The sequence below is a fragment of the Pedobacter sp. WC2423 genome (assembly GCF_040822065.1).
Lineage (GTDB): Bacteria > Bacteroidota > Bacteroidia > Sphingobacteriales > Sphingobacteriaceae > Pedobacter.
The window spans coordinates 4,003,452-4,025,829 of the sequence record NZ_CP162005.1; the positions used below are offsets into that span (position 1 = coordinate 4,003,452).

20 protein-coding genes are annotated in these 22,378 nt (G+C 40.0%); 4 read left to right on the plus strand and 16 right to left on the minus strand.

The window, feature by feature from the left end:
• Positions 1-1,548, plus strand: a complete 1,548-nt coding sequence (locus AB3G38_RS16645; RefSeq protein ID WP_068404785.1) for a DHA2 family efflux MFS transporter permease subunit — start codon at positions 1-3, stop codon at positions 1,546-1,548.
• Positions 1,549-1,772: 224 nt separating this feature from the next.
• Positions 1,773-4,361, plus strand: a complete 2,589-nt coding sequence (locus AB3G38_RS16650; protein ID WP_367864962.1) for a phosphoenolpyruvate carboxylase — start codon at positions 1,773-1,775, stop codon at positions 4,359-4,361.
• 69 nt (positions 4,362-4,430) lie between these two features.
• Here AB3G38_RS16650 and AB3G38_RS16655 read toward each other — a convergent pair whose 3' ends face one another.
• From AB3G38_RS16655 to AB3G38_RS16715, 13 genes are all read right to left on the minus strand, one after another.
• Positions 4,431-7,499, minus strand: a complete 3,069-nt coding sequence (locus AB3G38_RS16655) for an efflux RND transporter permease subunit (RefSeq protein WP_367864963.1) — start codon at positions 7,497-7,499, stop codon at positions 4,431-4,433.
• Positions 7,496-8,572, minus strand: a complete 1,077-nt coding sequence (locus AB3G38_RS16660) for an efflux RND transporter periplasmic adaptor subunit (RefSeq protein ID WP_367864964.1) — start codon at positions 8,570-8,572, stop codon at positions 7,496-7,498. Before AB3G38_RS16660 ends, AB3G38_RS16655 begins: the two co-directional genes overlap by 4 nt.
• An 18-nt stretch (positions 8,573-8,590) precedes the next feature.
• Positions 8,591-9,964 carry a TolC family protein gene (locus AB3G38_RS16665; protein ID WP_367864965.1) on the minus strand — a complete coding sequence of 458 codons (1,374 nt, stop codon included), beginning with the start codon at positions 9,962-9,964 and terminating at the stop codon, positions 8,591-8,593.
• 36 nt (positions 9,965-10,000) lie between these two features.
• On the minus strand, positions 10,001-10,612 hold the full coding sequence (locus AB3G38_RS16670) for a TetR/AcrR family transcriptional regulator (protein ID WP_367864966.1): 612 nt from the start codon (positions 10,610-10,612) through the stop codon (positions 10,001-10,003).
• Positions 10,613-10,749: 137 nt separating this feature from the next.
• Positions 10,750-11,334, minus strand: a complete 585-nt coding sequence (locus AB3G38_RS16675; protein WP_367864967.1) for a carboxymuconolactone decarboxylase family protein — start codon at positions 11,332-11,334, stop codon at positions 10,750-10,752.
• 130 nt (positions 11,335-11,464) lie between these two features.
• Entirely contained in the window at positions 11,465-12,010 is a 546-nt protein-coding gene (locus AB3G38_RS16680) for a peroxiredoxin (protein WP_068404771.1), read from the minus strand.
• A 140-nt stretch (positions 12,011-12,150) separates the two neighbouring features.
• Positions 12,151-14,499 (minus strand): prolyl oligopeptidase family serine peptidase, encoded by a 2,349-nt coding sequence (locus AB3G38_RS16685; RefSeq protein WP_367864968.1) that lies wholly within the window; start codon positions 14,497-14,499, stop codon positions 12,151-12,153.
• A gap of 105 nt (positions 14,500-14,604) precedes the next feature.
• Complete coding sequence (gene ygiD, locus AB3G38_RS16690) at positions 14,605-15,432, minus strand: 4,5-DOPA dioxygenase extradiol (protein ID WP_367864969.1); 828 nt, start codon at positions 15,430-15,432, stop codon at positions 14,605-14,607.
• Between the two features lie 75 nt (positions 15,433-15,507).
• The gene (locus AB3G38_RS16695) at positions 15,508-16,080 is read right to left on the minus strand and encodes a YceI family protein (protein WP_367864970.1); all 573 of its coding nucleotides are present in this window, start codon (positions 16,078-16,080) and stop codon (positions 15,508-15,510) included.
• Between the two features lie 76 nt (positions 16,081-16,156).
• Entirely contained in the window at positions 16,157-16,669 is a 513-nt protein-coding gene (locus tag AB3G38_RS16700) for a DUF3347 domain-containing protein (protein WP_367864971.1), read from the minus strand.
• Position 16,670: 1 nt separating this feature from the next.
• Positions 16,671-17,480 (minus strand): hypothetical protein, encoded by an 810-nt coding sequence (locus AB3G38_RS16705; RefSeq protein ID WP_367864972.1) that lies wholly within the window; start codon positions 17,478-17,480, stop codon positions 16,671-16,673.
• An 8-nt stretch (positions 17,481-17,488) separates the two neighbouring features.
• Positions 17,489-18,025 (minus strand): heavy-metal-associated domain-containing protein, encoded by a 537-nt coding sequence (locus tag AB3G38_RS16710; RefSeq protein WP_367864973.1) that lies wholly within the window; start codon positions 18,023-18,025, stop codon positions 17,489-17,491.
• 121 nt (positions 18,026-18,146) lie between these two features.
• On the minus strand, positions 18,147-18,548 hold the full coding sequence (locus tag AB3G38_RS16715; protein WP_367864974.1) for a hypothetical protein: 402 nt from the start codon (positions 18,546-18,548) through the stop codon (positions 18,147-18,149).
• A 152-nt stretch (positions 18,549-18,700) separates the two neighbouring features.
• Here AB3G38_RS16715 and AB3G38_RS16720 point away from each other — a divergent pair, with 152 nt between their 5' ends.
• Together AB3G38_RS16720 and AB3G38_RS16725 are read left to right on the plus strand one after the other, a co-directional pair.
• Positions 18,701-19,423: a peptidylprolyl isomerase gene (locus AB3G38_RS16720; protein WP_367864975.1), complete on the plus strand. Its 723-nt coding sequence runs from the start codon at positions 18,701-18,703 to the stop codon at positions 19,421-19,423.
• Positions 19,424-19,520: 97 nt separating this feature from the next.
• Positions 19,521-20,291, plus strand: coding sequence for an exodeoxyribonuclease III (locus AB3G38_RS16725; RefSeq protein WP_367864976.1), 771 nt, complete (start codon positions 19,521-19,523; stop codon positions 20,289-20,291).
• Positions 20,292-20,324: 33 nt separating this feature from the next.
• Here AB3G38_RS16725 and AB3G38_RS16730 read toward each other — a convergent pair whose 3' ends face one another.
• From AB3G38_RS16730 to AB3G38_RS16740, 3 genes are all read right to left on the minus strand, one after another.
• The gene (locus tag AB3G38_RS16730; protein WP_367864977.1) at positions 20,325-20,891 is read right to left on the minus strand and encodes a 5-formyltetrahydrofolate cyclo-ligase; all 567 of its coding nucleotides are present in this window, start codon (positions 20,889-20,891) and stop codon (positions 20,325-20,327) included.
• A 146-nt stretch (positions 20,892-21,037) separates the two neighbouring features.
• Positions 21,038-21,598 carry an elongation factor P gene (gene efp / locus AB3G38_RS16735; RefSeq protein WP_068404751.1) on the minus strand — a complete coding sequence of 187 codons (561 nt, stop codon included), beginning with the start codon at positions 21,596-21,598 and terminating at the stop codon, positions 21,038-21,040.
• Between the two features lie 156 nt (positions 21,599-21,754).
• The gene (locus AB3G38_RS16740) at positions 21,755-22,372 is read right to left on the minus strand and encodes an ATP-binding cassette domain-containing protein (RefSeq protein WP_367864978.1); all 618 of its coding nucleotides are present in this window, start codon (positions 22,370-22,372) and stop codon (positions 21,755-21,757) included.
• Positions 22,373-22,378 lie beyond the last annotated feature (6 nt).

The following is a 22,378-nucleotide window of genomic DNA, read 5'->3' on the forward strand; positions in this document are numbered from 1 at the left end:
ATGGCCGAGTATGGTTTTAAAAAATGGATAATCACGTTTACAGTGATCACAGCTTCGTTACTGGAGCTGATTGATACCACTATTGTAAACGTGGCTTTACCACAAATTCAGGGTAACCTGGGTGCGACTCTCGAGGATGTCGCCTGGTTATCAACCGGATATGCCGTTGCGAATGTAATTGTCCTGCCCATGTCGGGTTGGCTGGGCAGTCGTTTCGGGCGTAAAAATTATTTTCTGACTTCCATCATTGTCTTTACGATAGCATCATTTTTATGCGGTAATGCAACCACACTGGAAGAACTTATCTTATTCCGTATCCTTCAGGGGATTGCCGGAGGGGGATTGATCTCTACTGCACAGTCTATTCTGATTGAAACCTGGCCGCGTGAAGATATAGGTATAGCCACCGCACTCTTTGGATTAGGTGCCGTAGTAGGCCCGACTGTGGGCCCGACTATCGGGGGTTATATTCTGGACATCAGTTCATGGCCGTGGATCTTTTACGTGAATATTCCCGTCGGAATTCTCGCCGCGTACTGTACAATAACCTATATAAAGGCCACTCCGAAGGATGGAAAGGGACTACCTGTCGATTGGTGGGGTATCGCATTACTGGCAATTGCAGTAGGTAGTTTACAAACTGTACTGGAAAAAGGAGAAAGTGAAGACTGGTTCGCAACACCTTATATTATTGCGTTATCGGTAGCATCAGCAATTGGTTTATTGCTGTTTATCTGGAGGGAGATGTCTACAGACCACCCTATTGTAAACTTCAAGATTATGCGTCACCGAAGTTTCTCTATTGGTATGGTGACCTCGTTTATTTTGGGTTTCGGGTTATACGGATCTGTATTCGTGTTTCCGGTTTTCTGTCAGAATCTATTAGGTTTTTCCGCATTACAAACCGGAGAGCTGTTATTCCCAGGTGGAATTTGTACCATCATGATGATGCCCTTTATTGGTATATTCCTTAAAAAAGGAATCCCTGCTCAGTTTATGGCTACAATCGGGATGTTCCTGTTCTTTGTTTTCTGTAATATGCTGAGCAAATCCACGCTTTCTTCGGGAACGAATGATTTCTTCCTGCCACTGGTCATCAGAGGTATTGGAATGGCACTATTGTTTGTTCCGTTAACGACTCTGGCTATTCAGGATCTTAAAGGTGCAGAAATTGGTCAGGGTTCGGGATTGAACAATATGATGAGACAACTGGGCGGATCATTTGGTATCGCAGCTTTAACAACTTTAATCCACACCCGCCAGGGATTCCACAGAAGCACATTGCTGGCTAATGTCAACGAGTATAATCCTGCATTTACAGACAGAATGAATGCTTTTATTCATAATTTTATGTCTAAAGGCTACAGTATGCTGGATGCTAAAGTAATGGCTATCAAAGCAATTGATGGTACAGTAACCAAACAATCATTATTACTGACTTACAGTGATGCTTACTGGTTAGTAGGACTGGTTTTATTGTGTTCTATACCACTGCTTTATTTGCAGAAATTCAAGAAAAACGTCGACATCCCTGTTGACGTTCACTAAAATAAAAACAGGCTGTCCGGAAAAGACAGCCTGTTTCATTTTACAAAAAAATACAATGTCGCTACACACAACGAATGCTTATACTTTTAAAAGAGTTAAAAAACCTTAATGAAAGCAATTTATAGTATTTGTCATTAAAAAGCAAACAAAATTTATTAACATTATTCTATAGATCTTCCCGTCATTATTTTGTAGCTTAAGCTCCCAAAAAGAACCCTTTTGTTATGACGCAGAAACTAAGAGTTACAGGGCCAAGAGAATCCATTTTTAACAACGAAGTTGTCTCCAGATTCGAACTTTACAACAGCCTGTTTCTAACCCTCCCATTTTATAAAATCAAGGATACTGGTACATTGCTGCCACTTTTTATTAAACACTGCGAAGATGGTGTCAAGAATCTCAAGACTCCTGCTGAAATTATTAAGAGCTTTTTTGAGCGGTATACCCAAACCACAGATGCTAAGGATATTATAGATTTACTGTTCCGTTTTATTCAATATATTGAACGTCAGGTTGTATTATTTGACGCTGTTGAAGATGCATCATTTACCAAATTAAACACAGCGGAAGACCATAGTTCATTGCGGTCTATGTTGAAAAAAAGCGAATTCAATGCAGAACTTCATGATAAAATAGCCAAACTGATCGAAGATTTTTCACTTCGCCTGGTACTCACCGCACATCCGACACAGTTTTATCCGGGTAGTGTGCTCTCTATCATTAACGATCTGACTGCGGCAATTAAGATCAATGATATTGTGACCATTAACCAGTTGTTACAGCAATTAGGTAAAACTCCGTTTTTCAATAAGAAATCTCCCACACCGGTTGATGAAGCCCTAAGCTTAAGCTGGTACCTGGAGAATGTTTTTTACTTCGCCGCGGCCAATATACAGTCAGAAATAGAAAGCAGTCTTGAAGAATTTAATATCCCTTCAAAAAAAGCAATAGAACTTGGTTTCTGGCCAGGCGGAGACCGTGATGGTAATCCGAATGTGCACGCACAGGATACCATACAGGTTTCAAAGATGCTTCGCCAAATCCTTTTCCGCTGTTATTACAGAGATTTCAGGAAACTGAAACGAAGAATTACTTTCAGAGGAGTAGAAGAAACAGTTTATAAAGTTCAGGATGTACTCTATAAAAATGCCTTTGACACTAATATTGAACCGACCAACATTTCAGATTTCCTGGTAGAGAACCTGAATCAGATTAAAGATACCCTGATCGAATTCCATGATGGCCTGTTTGCAGACCTGGTAGACGATCTGATACGTAAAGTTGAACTTTTCGGAAGTCATTTTGCCTCTCTTGACATCAGACAGGATAGCAGAGTACTTCGTAGTGTCCATGCTTATTGCAGACAATTCAAACCTATTATTTCTCTTTTCCCTGAAAACTTTGATGAGTTAGGAGAAGAAGAAAAAATAGAATTGCTGTCTTTCAAAACCGCAAAAGTAAATTATTCGGGCGATGCAGATTCCCTGACTACTGATACCCTGCAAACCATTGCGGAGATCAGACAGATTCAGCAGCAAAATGGAGAACTGGCCTGTCACCGTTATATTATCAGCAATTGCCAGCAGGCCAGCGATATCCTTCAGCTGATGGAATTGTTTCTATGGAACGGATGGGATGAAAAAGAACTGACTATAGACTTTGTACCGCTGTTTGAAACGGTAAGTGACCTGGAAGGTGCTTCACAAATCATGGAACGTCTGTATACGCATCCATTTTACAGAAAACATCTGGAAAGCAGAGGGAATAAACAAGACATTATGCTTGGTTTCTCAGATAGCACTAAAGATGGTGGTTACCTGATGGCCAACTGGTCTATTTTTAACGCCAAGGTGGCCTTAACTGCAACTTCGGTAGCCCATAACATACATCTGGCCTTTTTTGATGGCCGCGGGGGCCCTCCATCGAGAGGTGGAGGCAAAACTCACCGCTTTTACGCTTCTATGGGGAAAGAAATTGCCAATAAAAATATACAACTGACTATCCAGGGACAAACGATCAGTTCACAATACGGCTCTATTGATAGTGCGGAGTTTAATATGGAGCAATTAATTAATGCAGGTATCTCGTCCGGCCTAAAAGAAAAACACAATATCTTACTGGATTCACCCCACAAGGACATCTTAAATGTAATGGCAAAGGATAGTTTTGATGCTTTTGTTGCTTTACGTAAACACCCTTTGTTTTTAAATTATCTGGAACGCTTCTCTCCACTGAGCTTATTGTCTAAAATTACAATCAGCAGCAGGCCTGTCAAAAGAAGTTCAGGTGAAAAACTACGTTTAGAAGATCTCAGGGCAATCAGTTTTGTAACTGCCTGGGGACAGCTGAAACAGAATATACCAGGTTTTTATGGAATAGGTACCGCTTTAAAGAACCAGGAAGCTTCAGGAAACTGGGATAAGATCTGCAAAACCTACCAGGAATCCGGTTATTTTAAAACTATCATAGACAACGGAATGATGTCGATGAGTAAAACAGACTTCTCTATTACTGCACATTTCGCCAAAGATCCTGAATTCGGTGATTTCTGGAAAATGCTCCGTGATGAGTATGAAAGCTCCAAAGAAATGCTGTTAAAATTAGCAGGACATACTACGCTGATGGAAAACTACCCTGTAGAAAAAAGATCGATTGCAGTCAGAGAGAAGATTGTACTTCCTTTAGTATTGATCCAGCATTTTGCTTTAGAGAACTTACAGCATGAACTGGATGATGAACAACTTGAATCTTATGAAAAACTGGCCATCAGAACCGTTTACGGGATAGTAAATGCAGGTAGAAACTCTGCATAGCTATTTATTATAATTCAAAGGAGGCGTTCCTGTTTAGGGACGCCTCCTTTTTTATGGTCATTCATCTTCTTATTCTTCCACTGGATTTTGCTCTTCAACCTCAATTACCGGAGGGATCAGCTCGTAAATAATCGGTGTAACAATCCTCGACAATAAAGTCGAACTGATCAACCCGCCTATCAAAACAATGGCTAAAGGTGCAATCAATGGATTAGTAGAAATTGCGATCGGTATCAACCCACCAATTGCAGTCAGCGAAGTTAATACGATAGGTAAAAACCTGACTTCACCAGCTTCCCGGATCGCTTCTTGTAAACCTTTCCCTTGCTTTCTGAGCTGATTGGTGAAATCTACCAGCAGAATCGTGTTTTTTACCTCTATCCCTGCCAGCGCAATCAAACCTATAATAGCTACGAAAGAAAGTGAATTTCCTGTTATCCATAAGGCTACCGCAGCTCCTACCACCCCCAAAGGAATAACAGATAAAACAATGAGCGTACTTTTAAACGTTTTGAATAACAGGATCAGCACTGCAATAAATAAGAACACAGTGACCAGAATGATGTTCAGGAATCCACCAAAGGAGTTGTTCCTGGATTCTACTTCACCACCCATTTCATAACTATAGCCAGCTGGCAAATGAACCTTATCCATTTTAAGGATAACGTCATCAATAACCCGGTTAACCAAAAAACCATCCCTGACATTGGCCTGTACAGAGACTACACGTTTCTTTTCCTGGTGATTAATCACTGCCTGTGAAGCTTCCAGTTTCAAATCTGCCACCTGGTTCATCGGCAAAGCATTTCCTTTTGCATTGTCAACATACAAATTCCGGAAAGCGTCCATGCCTGGCCTTCCTTCTTTGGTACGTGTCAGCAGTACACCGTAGCCGTTTTTGTTATCATTGTTATAAAAGGTTCCCATATTTAACCCGGTAACCGCCAATCTTGCTATCTGATCAATATTTATGGTGGAAACTCCTAATAATTGTGCTTTTTCTTTATTGACAACTACACGGATATCACTTTTAAGTAAGCTTACAGGATTTCTGACATACATTGTACCTGGTGATTCCTTCAATAACTTTTCTACTTTGATAGAAAGCAGACGCAGCGTATCCAGGTTATCTCCGAATAAACGAATCTCAACCGGCGCAATTACAGGCGGTCCCTGCTCAAAATTCTTCACTTCGACCTTTGCACCCGGATAATGTGCCCAACGCTTCTGTAGCTTCTGAATCAGCTTTAATTTGGCATCAGGAGAAGTATCCTCGTCCAGTTGTACAAATAGCTGCGCAAAATCGCTGCGGTCGTTCTCTGGTATAATATTATAGTAGATCCTCGGATTGCCCTTTCCTACATTAGAAGAGTAATATTTTACTTCAGATTCCTGCTTTAATTCCTTTTCAATAGCCTTGGCGACCCCATCAGTATAAGACAAATTAGTTTGATTTGGCGTAGTGATATTCACCAGGAATTGTGGTTTTTCTGACGCAGGAAACAAGCTGAATCCAATCACTTTGAAAAGAAATACAGAAGTTGCGAAAAGTACAAACGCGATCGAAATGGTTAACAAAGGTCTTTGCAACGCTTTATCCAATAAACGTGCATAACTGCCATGAATCAATCTTTTCAGCCCACGCATCAACATATTTCCTTCTGGATTCCCAACGTGAGTTTTCAATAACCTGCTGGATAAGAAAGGGATAATCGTTAAAGAAACCAACATTGATGCCAGTACCGAAAAAATAACTGCCAGTGGCAGCGATCTGATAAAATCGCCAGAACCTTCTGGTAAAAATACCAGTGGCATAAAGGCTATAATCAAAGTAATAGTACAACCCACTACGGCCATACCGATCTGTTTAGTCGCTTTTAAAGTGGCATCCAAACGGCTGTGCCCTTCCAGCATCCACCTTTCAATATTCTCCACAACGACAATACTATCATCCACCAGGAGCCCCAATGCAACTACCAGTCCGACAATACTAAGCTGATTCAGGTTGAAACCAAACAACTGTAATAAAACAATCCCGATAGCCAGCGAAAGCGGTATTGAAATCATCACAATAATTGCCGGACGCATCCCTAGTGGCAATAAAGTGACTGCAACTAGTAAAATCGCAATTATAAAATCATGTCCTAAACCTGTCAACCTTCTATTTACATTATCTGCCTGGTCAAAATTCTGTACCAAATCAATATTAGCAGGTAATGTCTTTTTAAAATTTGCCAGCACCGGCTGATAAGCCTTCTGCGTTTTACTAATATTCTCTCCTTCTTTTTGAGCAGCAGTTATAAATAAACTCCGGTGTCCGTTTAAACGCGTAATATGCTTATCTTCTTCATATCCGTAATAAACCCGGGCAATATTCTTTAAGATTATATTTTTCCCGCCTGCCGCATAAACAATCGTATGCTGAACTGCATCTAAGGTTCTGTATTCATTGGTTACAATGTTAAAAGTCTGGTGAGCAGCATCAATACTTCCGCCCGGTATACTTGCCATTTCACTCTGAAGGCTATTTTTCACAGCACCAACCGGAAGATTCATCTGTGCCATTTTTTCCAGGTCAAGCTCTATCCTAACCTGCTGTCTTGGCAAACCGAAAATGGATACTTTCTTTAATGCAGCTACCTTTTCCAGTTCATCCTGAAGCTTTTCTGCATAATATTGCATCTTGCTGCGCGGCGCATTCTCTGAAACCAGTGCAACCTGCAATACATTCACATCTGAAGGTTGTTGTTTCTGTACTTCTATGCTATAAATATCAGCCGGTAATTCACTTCTTTTGCTGTTAACCTCTCTTACAATTTCCTGATATTTTCCTTCAACACTGCTGCTATACTTATATTCTACTCGTAAAACGGCCACTCCGTTAGAGATACTCGTTCGGATTCTTTTGATATCATCCAATCCCGAAATAGTCTTTTCCAAAGGGGTAACCACCCGGTCTTCGATATCCCTTGGACTGGTTCCCGGATAAACAATAATCACAGAAAAAGCCGGTGCATGCATCTCCGGATCTTCCGATCTGGGCATACTGAGCATACTGGAAATCCCTAATACAATGATCATCAGGAAAATCACCAGCGTAAACTGGCTGTTTTTTACAGCGTAATCTGATATTTTCATTTCGCTACTTTTAATGGTGAATGAATACTGATCTTGCTGTTATCTGTCAAATACGCTGATCCAGAAATAATTAATGACCCAGCATTCTCCAGCCCCTCACTAATGGTTATCGTATTTTTTTCAATTCCCGCAACCGTCACTTTTACCCTATGTGCAGTTTTGTTATCATTGGTAATAAATACATAACCGCTGCTTCCGTCACCATCTAACAATGCCTCGTATGGTATTTGCCAGTTTCCTTTATGCTCCGCCTGTTTTGAAGGGCTTAGCGTTGCTTTTCCAAACATGCCGGCAGCAATAGCTTTTGGCGTCTGTCCTGTTAACTTAATATAAGCTGTAAACGTTCCGGTAGCTGCATCAACCCCTTCAGACTTACGGCTCACTACTCCATCCAGAACCTGTCCCGGCATAGCAGTAGTCTCTATTTTTGCCGGATCATTTAATTTCAAAATCGCCCATTCCCTGTCGCTGATCCCTACTTTTAACTCCCATTTCCCGGATTGTGCCCCGTTGGTTTGTAATACAGCAGTACCGGAAGAAATCTGCTGGCCTACATCAGCCATCTTTTTTAAAATAAAGCCATTTTCTGGCGCATGTATCTCTGAATATTTCCTGTTAAAATCAACCTGATTGAGCTGCTGCTGAGAAACCAGAAGCGCAGTTTTGCTATTTTGCAATTGCTCTAAAGTAGCTACGCTATCAGTGTACAAGTTTTTTGTCCGCTGATAATCACGCCTGGCCTTTTCATAACCCAGTTGAGCTTGCTGCACTTGTGCATTAATCTCTGTGAGGTTCAAAGTTGCGAGTAATTGCCCTTTTTTGACTGCATCGCCCTCTTTAACCAGCAGACTGTTAATAATTCCACCCGTCTTAAAAGAGAGCATGACTTCATTGTTCGTTGTAAATTGTCCGGATACCGGGATCGCGGCATTACTGCTTTCCAGGTTAAGTTTCATAACCTGAACCGGGATCGTATCGTTTCCCATTGCCGTACTGGCAACTGGTGTTGAGGTATTGCAAGCGTAAAATAACGGTACTCCCAGCAATAGCGCAGCATAATGAATAGCTTTCATTTCGTTTATATTTTAATATTAATTATTCAATGGATAGGTTGCCTGATCACGCTCCAGTTCAGCAAGCGTGATTTGTAAGTCGGCCTGTGTATCGGCCATTCTCAGTTTTGCACTGGTTAGCTGATCCTGTGCGTCGATCAGTTCGAGGTATAATAACTGCCCTGCACGGTATGCTTTGAGCTGATCTCTGTAATATTTTCCAGCGAAAGACAAGCCCGAAATTGCACTTGTACAGGCGGCTTTTGCAGCCCTGTAATTGTTATAAGCCTGGGCAAGCTGCAATTTAAACGACTGCTCCGTTTCATCAATTTTCGCTGTATTTGCCTTAATATCTGACTGTGCTTGTGCCGCACGGAATTTATTTTTACCTCCTGTAAAAATGTCCCATTGCAAATTGACACCCCATAGATAATATCTTGTTTTATCGTTGACTTTAAAATCCATTCCCTGCGATCCAAGATCTATAAACGTGCTCAGCTTAGGTATCAAATTGGACCGCTGTAATTTATAATCCAGATTGCTGACCTCTTTTAAGCTACTTAATTGCTTTAATTCTTCCCGCCTGCTAATGCCCGTTGTGGTATCCGGTACAACTAACACATTGGCAATGGCAACACTGTCTATCAGAATTGCCTCCTTTAAAGGCCGGTTTAATAAGAAATTAAAATAAGCACTGGCATTGTCCACGTTACGCTGCGCATTAATTAACGCAGCATTGGTTTTTTCCTGCTCTGTCTGTGCTCTTAATAAAGCAGTCCCATTTCTAACCCCATTTTTCAGTAAACTCGTATTTACACGGATGTTTTCATCTATAAGCAATAACGCACTATGGTAAGCTTCTACTCCCTGTAAGGCTTGAAAATAGTGGTAATAAGCAGTTTTAATGTCTTTGACCAACGCTCTTTTGTAAACGTTCACCGCAGCCTGCTGGCTGCTGATCAATCGTTGTTTAATCAGTTTATTATAACGGATTTCAGCATTGATCAGCGGAAGTGATGTTCTGAGTTTAACATCATAAAAATTATCCGGGTTCAATAAAAACGATTGATTCGCTATCTGCGGATATTTAGACGAAGAAGTCAATTGATTAAGCGCACTGTAAATAGGATTGACCAGATCACCAACCGGCACATCTATTGTCCTGCCGCCCGCAGATTTGGTGTAGCTTCCTAACATGCTCACCGTAGGCAAATACATTGCCTTAGCCTCTTTCAAAGCAAACAAAGATTTTTCCAGGTCAAAGTTTTGCTGCTTCAGGCCCTGGTTCTGTCCAAAAGCCAATAAAATATAGTCATCCAGTTGCCTGCTCTGCTGTTGCGCCATGGCTGGTTTCCCTAAAATGAGCAGCCATCCAGTGAGTAGAACAGATGCTTTAATAAATGATGTATACATAATAAACAGTGTTTAGTAATGGGTCAAAAAAAAGGCCTAAGCCTTTATGGAAAATAAATATTCTTCTATCGCCTGATGCAAAATTTCAGGAACTGAAGCTTCTTCTGGGATCATCACCTTTAAACGGCAGCGAAGATTTAAAGAAACCAGTCCATGCGCCATAGACCAGATTTGCAGTGCCGCCTGGTTTGCATCTTTAAAAATTAACAGTTCTGCCTGGATACATTCATGAATACAATCAATCAGATAATTAAAAGTAGCATCACCATTATCTCCATGAACAGTTTCATCGACGTTGGTAGGCGCCCTGATGATAAACATCAGATCGTATAGCTCCGGGTTAGCCAAACCAAAAGAAACATAGGTTTTACCTAGTTGCTCCAGCTTTTCCAGCGGATCCGTACTGGTCACATTTTGCCTGAATGCTTCTAATAACTTCAGATAAGCTTGCCCCTGAACTTCAAAGAGTAACTCATCTTTATCTTTATAATATAAGTAAATAGTGCCGGGGCTGTATTCAATAGCGTCGGCGATATTACGGATAGAAGTTTTCGCATAACCATCCTCCAGGAACATTTTCATGGCCGCAGTAGTGATCATCGTTTTCATCTCTTCCCTTTCCCGCTCTTTTCTCTCTGATATACCCATATCCTTAAATTATACCGTACAAATGTACTGAACACTGTTCAGCAAATCCAAATAAATACTTAAATATTTTCAAAACAGGCTCAAACAAGAAAAGGAGGCTCTTTTCAGGCACCTCCTTTTCAATAAATTGGTTAATTCTAGTAAAGGATCTTACCAGCAGAAGTAACGATTGAAGCAATACGGATCGCATCAAATACACGTTCTTCAGTCGCTCCCAAAGCCAGAATAGATTCTTCATGTGCATTTACACACATTTCACAACCGTTTACAGCTGAAACTGCTAAACTCATTAATTCAAAAAATTCTTTACCAGTTACCGGGTTGCCCATCAATTGCATTCTTACACGTGCAGGCATACGGGTATACTTCTCTTTTGCCGTAAAGTGACGGAAACGATAAAGTACATTGTTTAAAGCCAGTAAAGAAGCACAACCAGCCGCTTCAGCGATTTCTTCTGCTGTCGCTTCTTTTTGCTGCGCATGCTTCTCGAAGAAATCAGTTAATACTTTGTTGTTGTTATTAATTGCAATACTTAAACCCAGTAAAGCACATTCTTTTTCAGTCATATGTGCTGAAGTCAGGGTACTGCTGAAATTTAATTTTAAGTCACGTACATATCTTGAATTACCTTTTTCCAGTAAATGGATACTTTCGTTTCTATAGCCTTCGTTCAGACCTGCAAGGGCTAATAATTCTTCTATGGTTTCAGTACTTTCACTCATTTTTTTATGATTTAAAGCTGCCTTTAGCTTAAAAAGCAGCTGCTGTGGATATAAAAAACCCCTGCAAAATGCATTTACAGGGGTTTTTATGAATTAAACCCTGTTTAAAAATAAACAGGAATTTCAAAAATTAAACTGTTAAAGTTGCTTCACCTTTTTCCCAGTTACAAGGACAAAGTTCGTCAGTTTGTAAAGCATCAAGTACTCTTAATACTTCTTTTACGTTACGTCCAACACTTAAGTCATTTGCACTGGCCCAACGGATAATTCCTTGTGGATCAATGATGAAAGTTGCACGGTAAGCGATTTTTTCTGTTGGCTCTAAAATATCAAGCGCTTCAGCTAATGATTTAGAAGTATCAGCAAGCATTGGGAATTTTAAACCACGTAAATCATCATGGTTGTGTCTCCATGCCAAATGCACATTTTCTGAATCTGTAGAAGCACCGATTAAAGTAGTGTCACGGTCACGGAATTCACCGAAATTAGCGTTGAATTCAGCGATTTCAGTTGGACAAACAAAAGTAAAATCTTTTGGCCACCAAAACATACAAGTCCATTGGTTGTTCTCATTTACTAAAGTTTCAGAAGTTAATGTTTCAAACTCTTTTCCTTTTTCTATACTAACTACAGCTGGTTTTGAATAAGCTGGAAATTGTTCACCTATATTAATCATAATGTTCTTTTTTTCGTTGTGCAAAAATACATCAATATTGCCTCTTTATCAATACTATTGAAAAGATAACAGATACTTAATATTGATGGCCCCATAGACAAAAGCTATACACATAAACCAAAGAATCAGCCTGCTCTATTTTAATTCTTTAACGTCCTTTCAAACAGCTTAAAGATCCTTTTGTATTCATCTGTCCAGCTCGAAGACTGCACAAATCCATGGTCTTCAACAGGATAAACAGCCAGATCCCATTTGTTTTTGCCCAATTCGATCAAACGCTGACTCAAACGGACTATATCCTGGAATTGTACATTTTCATCCACCATGCCATGGCACATCAATAAATCTCCTTTTAAACCTTCGGCAAAATAGATTGGAGAGCTGCGCCTGTAAGCCAGTGAATCATTAACTGGTTCGTTCAGAATGTTGGAAGTATAGCTATGGTTATAATGCGCCCAGTCCGTTACCGAACGTAGTGCTGCGCCAGAAGCAAAAACATCAGGCTCATTAAATAAGGCCATCAAAGTAATAAACCCACCATAAGAACCGCCATAAATACCTACATGCTGCGGGTTTACCTGGTACTTGTCTACCAGCATTTTTACGCCATCTACCTGATCCGTTAAATCTTTACCACCCATATGACGGTAAATACCTGTACGATGGTTTCTGCCGTATCCGGAACTCGCTGTATAATCGATATCAATTACTGTATAGCCATTATCTGCAAGCAGGTTATGGAACATATATTCCCGTGAGTACTGACTCCACCAGTAATGTACATTCTGTAAATAGCCCGCACCATGCACAAATACTACCGCAGGATGATTCGCAGCAGGCTTTAAAGCCGGATAAACCCGCGCATATACCTCATCGCCATACCTGTTTTTAAAAGAAACCAGATCCGGTTCTCTCCATGGATAAGCTTTAAACTCCGCAGAAGGGGATTCAGTTACCTTAATTGCTTTAGCCCCTGGCTTATTCGCCTGAATATAAAGCTCCCAGGGCTTGTTCATGTAAGAATAATTAATAGCCAGCCACTGTTCATCAGGAGATAAAATAACTTCATTTCCACCTTTCATACTGGTAATTTTAATGGGTGTACCACCATTCACGCTTACTTTATAAAAATGCGTAATGCCTGGATGCGCTATATTTCCAGTGAAATAAAAGGTTTGTTTATCTTTAGCTAAAGAAAGATTTTTCACTTCCCATTTTCCGCTGGTGAGTTGACGCTTAAACCCGTTAGAGACATCAGCAACATATATATGCGCATATCCGCTTGCCTCACTTTGAAAATATACATGCTGGTTGTCTGTCCATCCCAAATTATCAGAATTGATACCAGGCCCGCCAACCCATGCTTCATCGCGTTGTCTGTCCAGAAGAGTTAAATCCCCTGTAGCTGCATCCAGCTTCAAGATCCAGCGATCTTTATTATCCTGTGATTCTGCTGTTAAAACAGCCACTGTACCCGCAGCATTCCAAATGGGCGCTGATAAATTGACTTTCCTGTCTTCATTTTTCTTAACTGCCGCTTGTTGCTCCTTTGGATAATCTTTCAGATAGTCTGGCAGGTCTTTAATGCCAGGGATCTTTGTGAGCTGAATCTTATAAACAGTATCCCTTTGCTGATCATAGATAAAATTCTCATAAGCCGGTAAAGGCTCTCCTACCTTGGTTCTGCCAGGAATATCTTCAGTATATCCGGATGCGGTCACAAAATTCGGGACAATCGTTTCTCTGCCTTCCTCCGCCTGAAGCTTCAGCCTGTAGTTGATATAACGCCCATCCGGACTGATCACTAAATTACTCAATTGCTGGTTCCCCAATTCAATTGCCCTTAAAGATTTATCCTCTCCATACTGGCCTTTCTTTTTAGCCAGCCTGAAAGCTTCCTGCTTTTTCTTGCTTTTAAGTACTTCAAAGAGTCCATCCTGTTCGGTTTTTAGCCAGCTGTCCTGCGCATTTTTAACCGCAGAAGTCTTTTTTCCGGAAACAAAATTGGTCAGCTGCTTCAACTCTGAAGTATTTAGGTTGAGCGCATATAAATTATTTCCCTTTTGAAAAGCAATCGTCCCATCGTTTAAAAAAACAGGATTACGCTCCGCTTCCAGAGTATTTGTTAATCTGCGCCGCTGTTTTGTTTTAAAAACATACAGGAATAAATCACCCGATTTTTCAATCAGGCCCAAACTACGGTCTTTATTATAAATATAGTTACCTATACTTTCCTGATCAGCCAGTTTATCCGTCGTCTTTACTGGTTTTCCAGCAGAAATGTCAACTTTATAAGACTCATTATTCTCTTTATTTTCAGGGTTCCATTTGAAATAAATTGTTTTACTATCACCAGACCAGTGGTAATCAGATGGAGAAACACCCAGCCATTTCTGGTCACGCATAATACTTTCTACAGTTAAAACAGGTTTTTCCTGAGCCTGCACGATGCTGGGACCCAATAAAAATAAGAGGCAGAATTTCTTCATTAATTTAAACTTAGCCCGCAATTTATAAAAAAAAACAAGCCTCATACACTGCCTTAAAAGAACGTTTTACAAATGTTACAGGACATCATTTCGATTGAACAGCAGCTAACCAATCCGTACAGAAGTCATCGTCAAAGAACCACCAACAGCCTTATCGTTGAAAAGCACAACTTCTTCTTTGTCATTTTGTAAGCCTAAGGTATATAATAACGGCAAATAGTGTTCTGGTGTCGGAATGGCGAGCATAGCTGCTTTACCCAGGTTTTGATAAGCCATTAGCGGCTGATGCTCTTTATTCAGAATCAGTGATTTGAACTGCTCATTGATTTCAAGTGCCCAGTCATATCCCCCGCCGTTTATCATTTCCCAATTCATCATCCTCAGGTTATGAACCATATTACCGCTGCCCATAATCAATACTCCTTTCTTGCGGAGCTGATAAAGTTCAGCAGCCAGCTCATAATGTGCTTTTGGATCTTTCGTATAATCGATACTCAATTGTAACACAGGAATATCAGCCTTTGGAAACATATGCTGTAATACTGTCCATGCTCCATGATCCAGTCCCCAGTCATGATCTAAAACCACGTCTGTACTGGTCATCAGCTTTGCCGTCTCTGCGGCCAGCAAAGGACTGCCTGGTGCAGGGTATTCGACATCAAATAAAGCTTGCGGGAATCCACCGAAGTCATGGATCGTTTTCGGAAAGTTCATGGCAGTAACCGCTGTTCCCCTGGTAAACCAGTGTGCCGAAACTACAATAACCGCTTTAGGAACAGGCATGGTACGACCCATATCAGCCCATTTCTGACTAAATTCATTGTCTTCTATCCCATTCATTGGTGAACCGTGACCAATAAACAAAACAGGCATCAGTACGTCCTGAACAGGAAGATTTCCTGTTAAATTTTTAAGCTCTGATAAGTTTGCCATAATTTTTAAGCTAAAAAAGGGGTTATCTAAGCATTTACCTGCTTAAACAACCCCTCTTTAGTTTAAACAAGAATATTATTTAGCCTGAACGAATTCCAGGTTTAATTCAATTTTGATGTCTTTAGCGACTGCCATTCCACTTGGATCATATTTAATGTTATAATCTAAACGGTTAACTGTGGTAGTAGCGTGAAAGCCCGCTCTTGTATTTGCCTGCTGATCTTTAGCTATACCGCCATAAATAACATTGAATTTCACGTCTTTCGTTACGTCACGGATAGTCAGTTTACCAGCAAGTTCATAATTATTATCTTTCAATTTCCTGAAAGACGAACCCACAAAAGTCATCGTTGGATATTTCGCTGCATTGAAGAAATCATCTGTTTTTAAATGATTATCTCTCATCTCAACACCAGTTGTAACACTGTTTACATCCACAGTGAAGTTGATTTTAGCATCTGTTAAATCCGGTTTAGCCGCATCAATTGTGCCTTCAAATTTCTTGAACGACCCATTTACAAAAGAGATCCCCAAATGTTTAACTTCAAAATTAATAAAGGTATGCATCGGGTCTGCAGACCACTTTGTTTGTGCAAATGATGCTGTGCTGATAGAAGCGACAAGCAGAAATAAAAATATCTTTTTCATAAATGTTGTGTTTTAAATAACTATACAAACATATAGGGAATTATGGCAAAAACCCTTGATGTATGATAAGAAATATTTAGTTCTTTTCAAGCGTATCTTTCACAGTACCACAGTCGTACATTTGGCTCCCATAATAAGGATTCTGTATTTCTTTCACTTCATTCAGCCAGCTTAATTTACCCATTGGACAATATTGAACAAAGGCTTCCTGATTATTCAGCTTCAACCCTTTTGCTAATCTGATAAACGCAGTACTGATCCCTTCAAAACTTTTACGCTGACCTTTCAGGTCATTACTTTTGCTTAGTGCCACTGCTTTCTGCTGAATTACTGCCGATTCGGACATCCATAACAGGTGTTGTTTGGTATCCTTAAATCCTTTGTGCGGAACTTCTCTGACCGCGGTTTGTAATGCCAGCGCCAATTTTGGAGCTTCGTCCGGTTTATCCGTAGCCAATACATTCTTTAAAGCATAATAGCTTTTTAAAGTCTGGTTAAATTTACCAGACACGTCAGTTTTCTGCGCAAGCGCAGGTTGTACAAATGTCCCTGAAAACAGGACTAAACTTAAAATTACTGTCTTCATCATATTATTTTAAAACGTTAAAGAAATTAAACTCTGCACGTACCAGGTACATGTTTTTATTATATCTGCCAGCCATATCACCTGCTACCTGAAATCTGTATCCCAGATCTATACGTGTTCTGCTATTTAGAATGACCTGTAAAGCGGGTGCAAGATCAAGGTAAGACCTTCCGTTTGCCGGATTTGTTTTACCCAGCATTTCAAAGTAAACATTGAAATTTGGCTGATTATAGTTTTTATAAACGAATGGAAGCACCAGGTATCCGGAAGATAAACTATACCCAATCATCTGATCAGGCTTTAAGGTCCCTGTTACCTGCTGGCTTTTTACGTCAAAAGCTTTAGTATAGCTTAGAGTACCCGATAAAGCCAGTTTATGAAGTAGCTGAGTTACGACTATACCACCCTGAACTCCGCTATTATCACCTTCCAGATTGATATCTTCTGTATAAGCTGGCCGTTTACTGGTACTTACCCTGCCAAATACCGCAGCACGCAAATGCCGCTGCGTATCATCGATAGAAAGGAAACGATATTTTGTATAAACGCTCCCTCCTTCCAGCCTGTATTTGCCATCCATATCAGAAAAGAATCCCTGGAAGTGTGTCATCAGGTTTTTATTAAAGCTAAACATCACTTCAGGGATAGTTCTGTTTCCACCTCCGTTAAAGATCCCTTCATTAGTAATCCTGACCCCGATAGATTTGGCTGCCATATTACTTGCCGGTTCGGTAAAAACATATAATTCCTGTGCACCTGAACGCAAGCTTCCGCCCAGCAGAAAAACGACTGCTGCTAATTGAATAAACTTCATTCTTATGGTTAAATGCTTAAGTGAAAAATACGTGTTTCCTTACCCTGAACAACACCTTTTCCTTTAAGATAGGTTTCAGATTTTAGTTCCGCAGCTTGTTTTTTAAAAGCTGATGAGGTAATAAAATCTTTATCCATGACACGCGCGATAACCGGGCCATCCAATGTTTTGCTTTTTGCATTGATGAACTGAAAAACAGCACCATCAAGCTCAGCAATTCCGACAGCATCAACTTGTGTATTTTTGAAATTAATTGTAGCAGAAAGGTCTCCTATAGAAAATCCTGCATCCTGAACTTTATCTCTGATTTCATCCAGGTTTACTTTCTGATCAGCTTTAAAAGTAAGGACGAAAACATTTCTATTCAGGTCTGGAGATACAGTTTCAATAAAGCCAAGGCTTTTTAAAGATGTTTCTGTAGCCCTTGAACACATAGAGCAGGTTAAGCCGTTAACTTGTAGTTCGGCTTTAGAAATTTGCTGTGCAAAGGTAGTTCCGCCGATAAATAAGCATAATATTAAAATGAAATATTTGATCGTTTTCATAATTGAAATTGTTTTAAGCGGCTGCCTGAATATTAAAAACAGCGGCTGATGATTTGAAATAAATTAATACGAAAGAGCAATAGCGGACGAAAATCCACCAGCAATTTAATTTATTCCTGGTCTAATTTCTGAAAACGCAGTTGTAGGCATGCAGGGCGACCCGCGCGGATAAAGGAGGGGCTTCCTCTTTAATTTTACTGAATAACTGCGGTAAAACAAAGGAAAGCAGTTCTGAAATATAAGAAGAGATTAATACAGGAAGACCGTGATTTTTAGGAACATCAATTTTCAGACCTGTCTGATGACTGTCTTTGATTTTAGCATCAACCCTGGTGTTCTTACAGCAGGAATCTTCTTTTTTAACTGATTTTTCCACTTCATTACAGCCACCACAATGGGCAACTTCCGTCAAATGAATTCCAGATAGCTGTCCCCCGCAAAAATGCAGGCTCAGGGCAACACCAATTACGCTGATCAGGTAAAAGGCACATAATCCTAAAGCTATCTTTTGTTTCAGTTTCATTTGCGCGTTTATAGTATCAATTATCAAACTTAAGTATAAATTTTTAAAAACGAAAAACAGAGCTGATTAGCAACAGAAAGATTACAAGATTATGCCATAGCAGTTTTTTAAAGTAGAATTCTGTCTTAACTTAGCCAAAAATACCCTACAAGATGAAGCCATTCTTTACTTTTCTGCTCCTGTTCTGCTTGAACTCTGTTTTTGCTTCCGGGCCAAAACATCAATATTTAAAGATCACAACAGCACAGGGTGAATGTATCATTATGTTATACAATAAAACTCCGCAGCATCGTGATAATATCGTTAAACTGGTTAAAAAAGGCTTTTATGATGGCACTATTTTTCACCGGGTAATTCATTCATTTATGATTCAGGGTGGTGATCCTGATTCTAAAAATGCTCCGGCAGGTAAGCAATTAGGAGACGGAGATGTGGGTTATACTGTACCCGCCGAATTCCGGGATAGCTTATTTCATAAAAAAGGAGTATTGGCTGCTGCCAGAGATGATAATCCACTGATGGCATCCAGTGGCTGCCAGTTTTACCTGGTACAGGGAAAGAAATTTACCGATGCACAACTGGATAGTATGGAGGTTAAGCGGTTGAAATTCAAAATCCCGCAATGGGAACGCGAAATTTATAAAACCAAAGGCGGTGTCCCTCATTTAGATAAACGCTATACTGTTTATGGCGAAGTTGTAAGCGGATTACCGCTGATCGATACGATTGCAGCTGTGAAAACAGATTCCAATGACCGCCCTTTAGCAGATGTAAAAATGACAGTGACACTTTTGAAAAGAAGAAAGGCGCGCAAACTGGAAAAAGAGATGAAAAAATCAGGAGGTGATGAAATCATCTTTCTGCTTAACCAATAATATTACTGTTAAAAAACAATAGAAACTACAATGAAACCTGCCTTGGCACTTTAGCCCGGCAAGCTTCATCACCATAAAAAAAACAATATATAACACGATGAAAATACTTTCTTACAACGTGAACGGAATCCGTGCTGCCTCTACAAAAAACTTTGTAGGCTGGCTGCAATCAACGGATGCAGATATGATCTGTCTTCAGGAAGTGAAAGCCCTTCCTTCTCAAATTCCGGAGATCATTGGTTTAATTGAGAACCTTGGCTATCACCATTACTGGTTTGCCGCAGAAAAAAAAGGATACAGCGGAGTTGCTATATTTTCAAAGATCAAACCTAATCATGTTGAATACGGATGTGGTGAAGAATGGATAGATAAAGAAGGACGCATTTTAAGGGCTGATTTTGACACTTTCTCTTTGATGAGTGTATATCTTCCGTCCGGATCATCCGGAGACGACAGACAGGTTAAAAAGTATGAATTCATGGCTTATTTTGAGAAGTATATTACCAAACTCCGTGAAACTTATCCAAATCTGATCATTTCCGGTGATTATAATATCTGCCATACTGCAATTGATATTCATAACCCTAAATCCAATGCAAATTCTTCTGGTTTCCTTCCGCAGGAAAGAGAGTGGATGGGCTTATTCCTGGAAGCTGGTTTTATTGATACTTTCAGGCATTTGAATAAAGATCCTCACCATTATACGTGGTGGAGCTACAGAGCGGGTTCAAGAGGTAAGAACCTGGGCTGGCGTATCGATTATCATTTAGCTACGCAACCTATGCTGGACCGGATTAAAGACGTAAAGATTTTGTCTGATGCCATACACTCTGACCATTGTCCGATTTTACTGGAATTAACGTCATAATTGCAGAATGCCCGATTAAATTTCTGAAAGGATTTAATCTTTAAAATAAATCACCTGATCTGGTGTAATACAGAGATCAAGACGAATATCATTCACGTGGGTATCAGCAATGATGCCCACACTTTTGAAAAAAGACAAACCCACTTTAAGCGTGTCTCTTCCCTGTAAAAACCGGTCATAGAATCCTTTGCCATACCCCACCCGGCACCCCCTGTCGTCAAATGCCAGTAAAGGCACCAGAACCAAGTCTATTTCTCCTTGATACTCTTCCTCATCTACTGGCTCCAGAATATTAAAAGAACTCTTTAAAAGATCTTGTTCTCCTTTGTAATGATGATGAGTCATTAAAGAAGTTTTAAAATCTGCACGGGGTACAATTATTTTTACCTGCGGATGATGTGTTTTAAGCCATTCAATAAACAAAAAGGTATCTGGTTCATTCTTTTCAGCAATCGGAAGGAAGATATGCAGTGTTTTTACTACACTCAAATCAAGTGTTGTGAATTGTCCGAGTAACTTCTCACTCAGCTCATAAACCTGTTCCTGACTAAGTTCTTTCCTTTTTTTAGTCTCCTGTTTCCTGATTTCTGCTTTATACATCCTTTGTAACTCCTATATGCTGCAAGTTATAAATCCTTCGGAAATCTGTCTGCCAGCCCAATAAAAAAGTCTGTAAAAAAATATGGCTTCGGGAACCACTCCGAAGCCAAAATCAACCTAAACCTAAAACTAAACTATGAAAATTCTTATTTTACTCTTTCTATATATTCACCTGTACGTGTATCAACCTTAACTTTATCGCCCTGATTGATAAACATCGGCACTTTTATTTCAACGTCTGCTCCAACGGTCGCATATTTCAATGCACTTGTTGAAGTGTCCCCTTTAACAGCGGGCTCTGTGTAAGTAACCTCCAGCTCAACATGCTGGGGAGTTTGTGCCGAAATCGGCTCTTCACTCTCGAATGCTATTACAACATTCATGCCTTCTTTCAAGAATTTAATCTGATCCCCAAATAATGATTTTGGGATGTTAAATTGTTCAAAAGAACTGTTATCCATAACAACGAGGAATTCTCCATCTTCGTATAAATATTGATAATCATTTGTCTCTACCCGGCAAATTGTTACCTCTTCATCTGTGCGGAACCTATATTCGACTAATTTGCCGCTTTTAATGTTCCTCATTCTTGCCTGGTAAAAAGCTCTTAAATTTCCAGGAGTCCGGTGCAGAAACTCTTCTACTACAATTAATTCTCCATTGAAACGAAGAATATTACCGCTTTTCACTTCTGATGCTTTTGCCATTTTTTTCTGAAATTCATTGCCCTACCAGCAGCGTCATTTCGTGCCGCAAAGGTAAAAACAATTTCTGGTTCTACAATAGTTATTTTAAATAATATAAATAAGGCCCATTTTTAGTCCGTTTCTTGACAATAGCCTTGCAATTCAACACGTTTCGCTTTATTTATAGTCAGTTATCTTTATAAAATTATCGCAAAAAGAATACTCGTTTTCCTGATTGGAGCCGATCACAACGAGCTTATCCGCAGTAAAATCCCGGATCAGCTCGTGATACCACTTAATTCCCTGCTGATCAAGGTTGGAAGTTGGCTCATCCAACAGCAGCAGCGGTGTATCCGTGCAGCAAGCCAAAGCCAGCTTGGTCCGCTGCTTCATACCCGAAGAAAAATACTTTAAGGCCTTATCCTGAGCTTTTCTCAATCCTAAAAGATCCATCACCTGTGCCGCACTGACACCGGGATGAAAACTCTTGAATTTAAAATGGAAATCTATAGTCTCCTGCAAAGTAAACTCCTCCACAAGATCCAGATAAGGCGCAGCAAAACTTACTTGCTTATACACTTTTTCTACTGGAATGACATGAGCATCGTCTGCATAACTAATCGTGCCTTCAGAAGGCTCCAGACTACCGAGAATTACACTTAATAAAGTCGACTTACCAGAGCCATTTGGCCCCAGAACAGCATATTTGCCGGCAGCAGCAAATCCATAAGTGAAATTTCTGAATATCCACTCCTGGTTAAACCTTCTGCCGGCATCTTTTAAATCGATCTTCATTCAAAT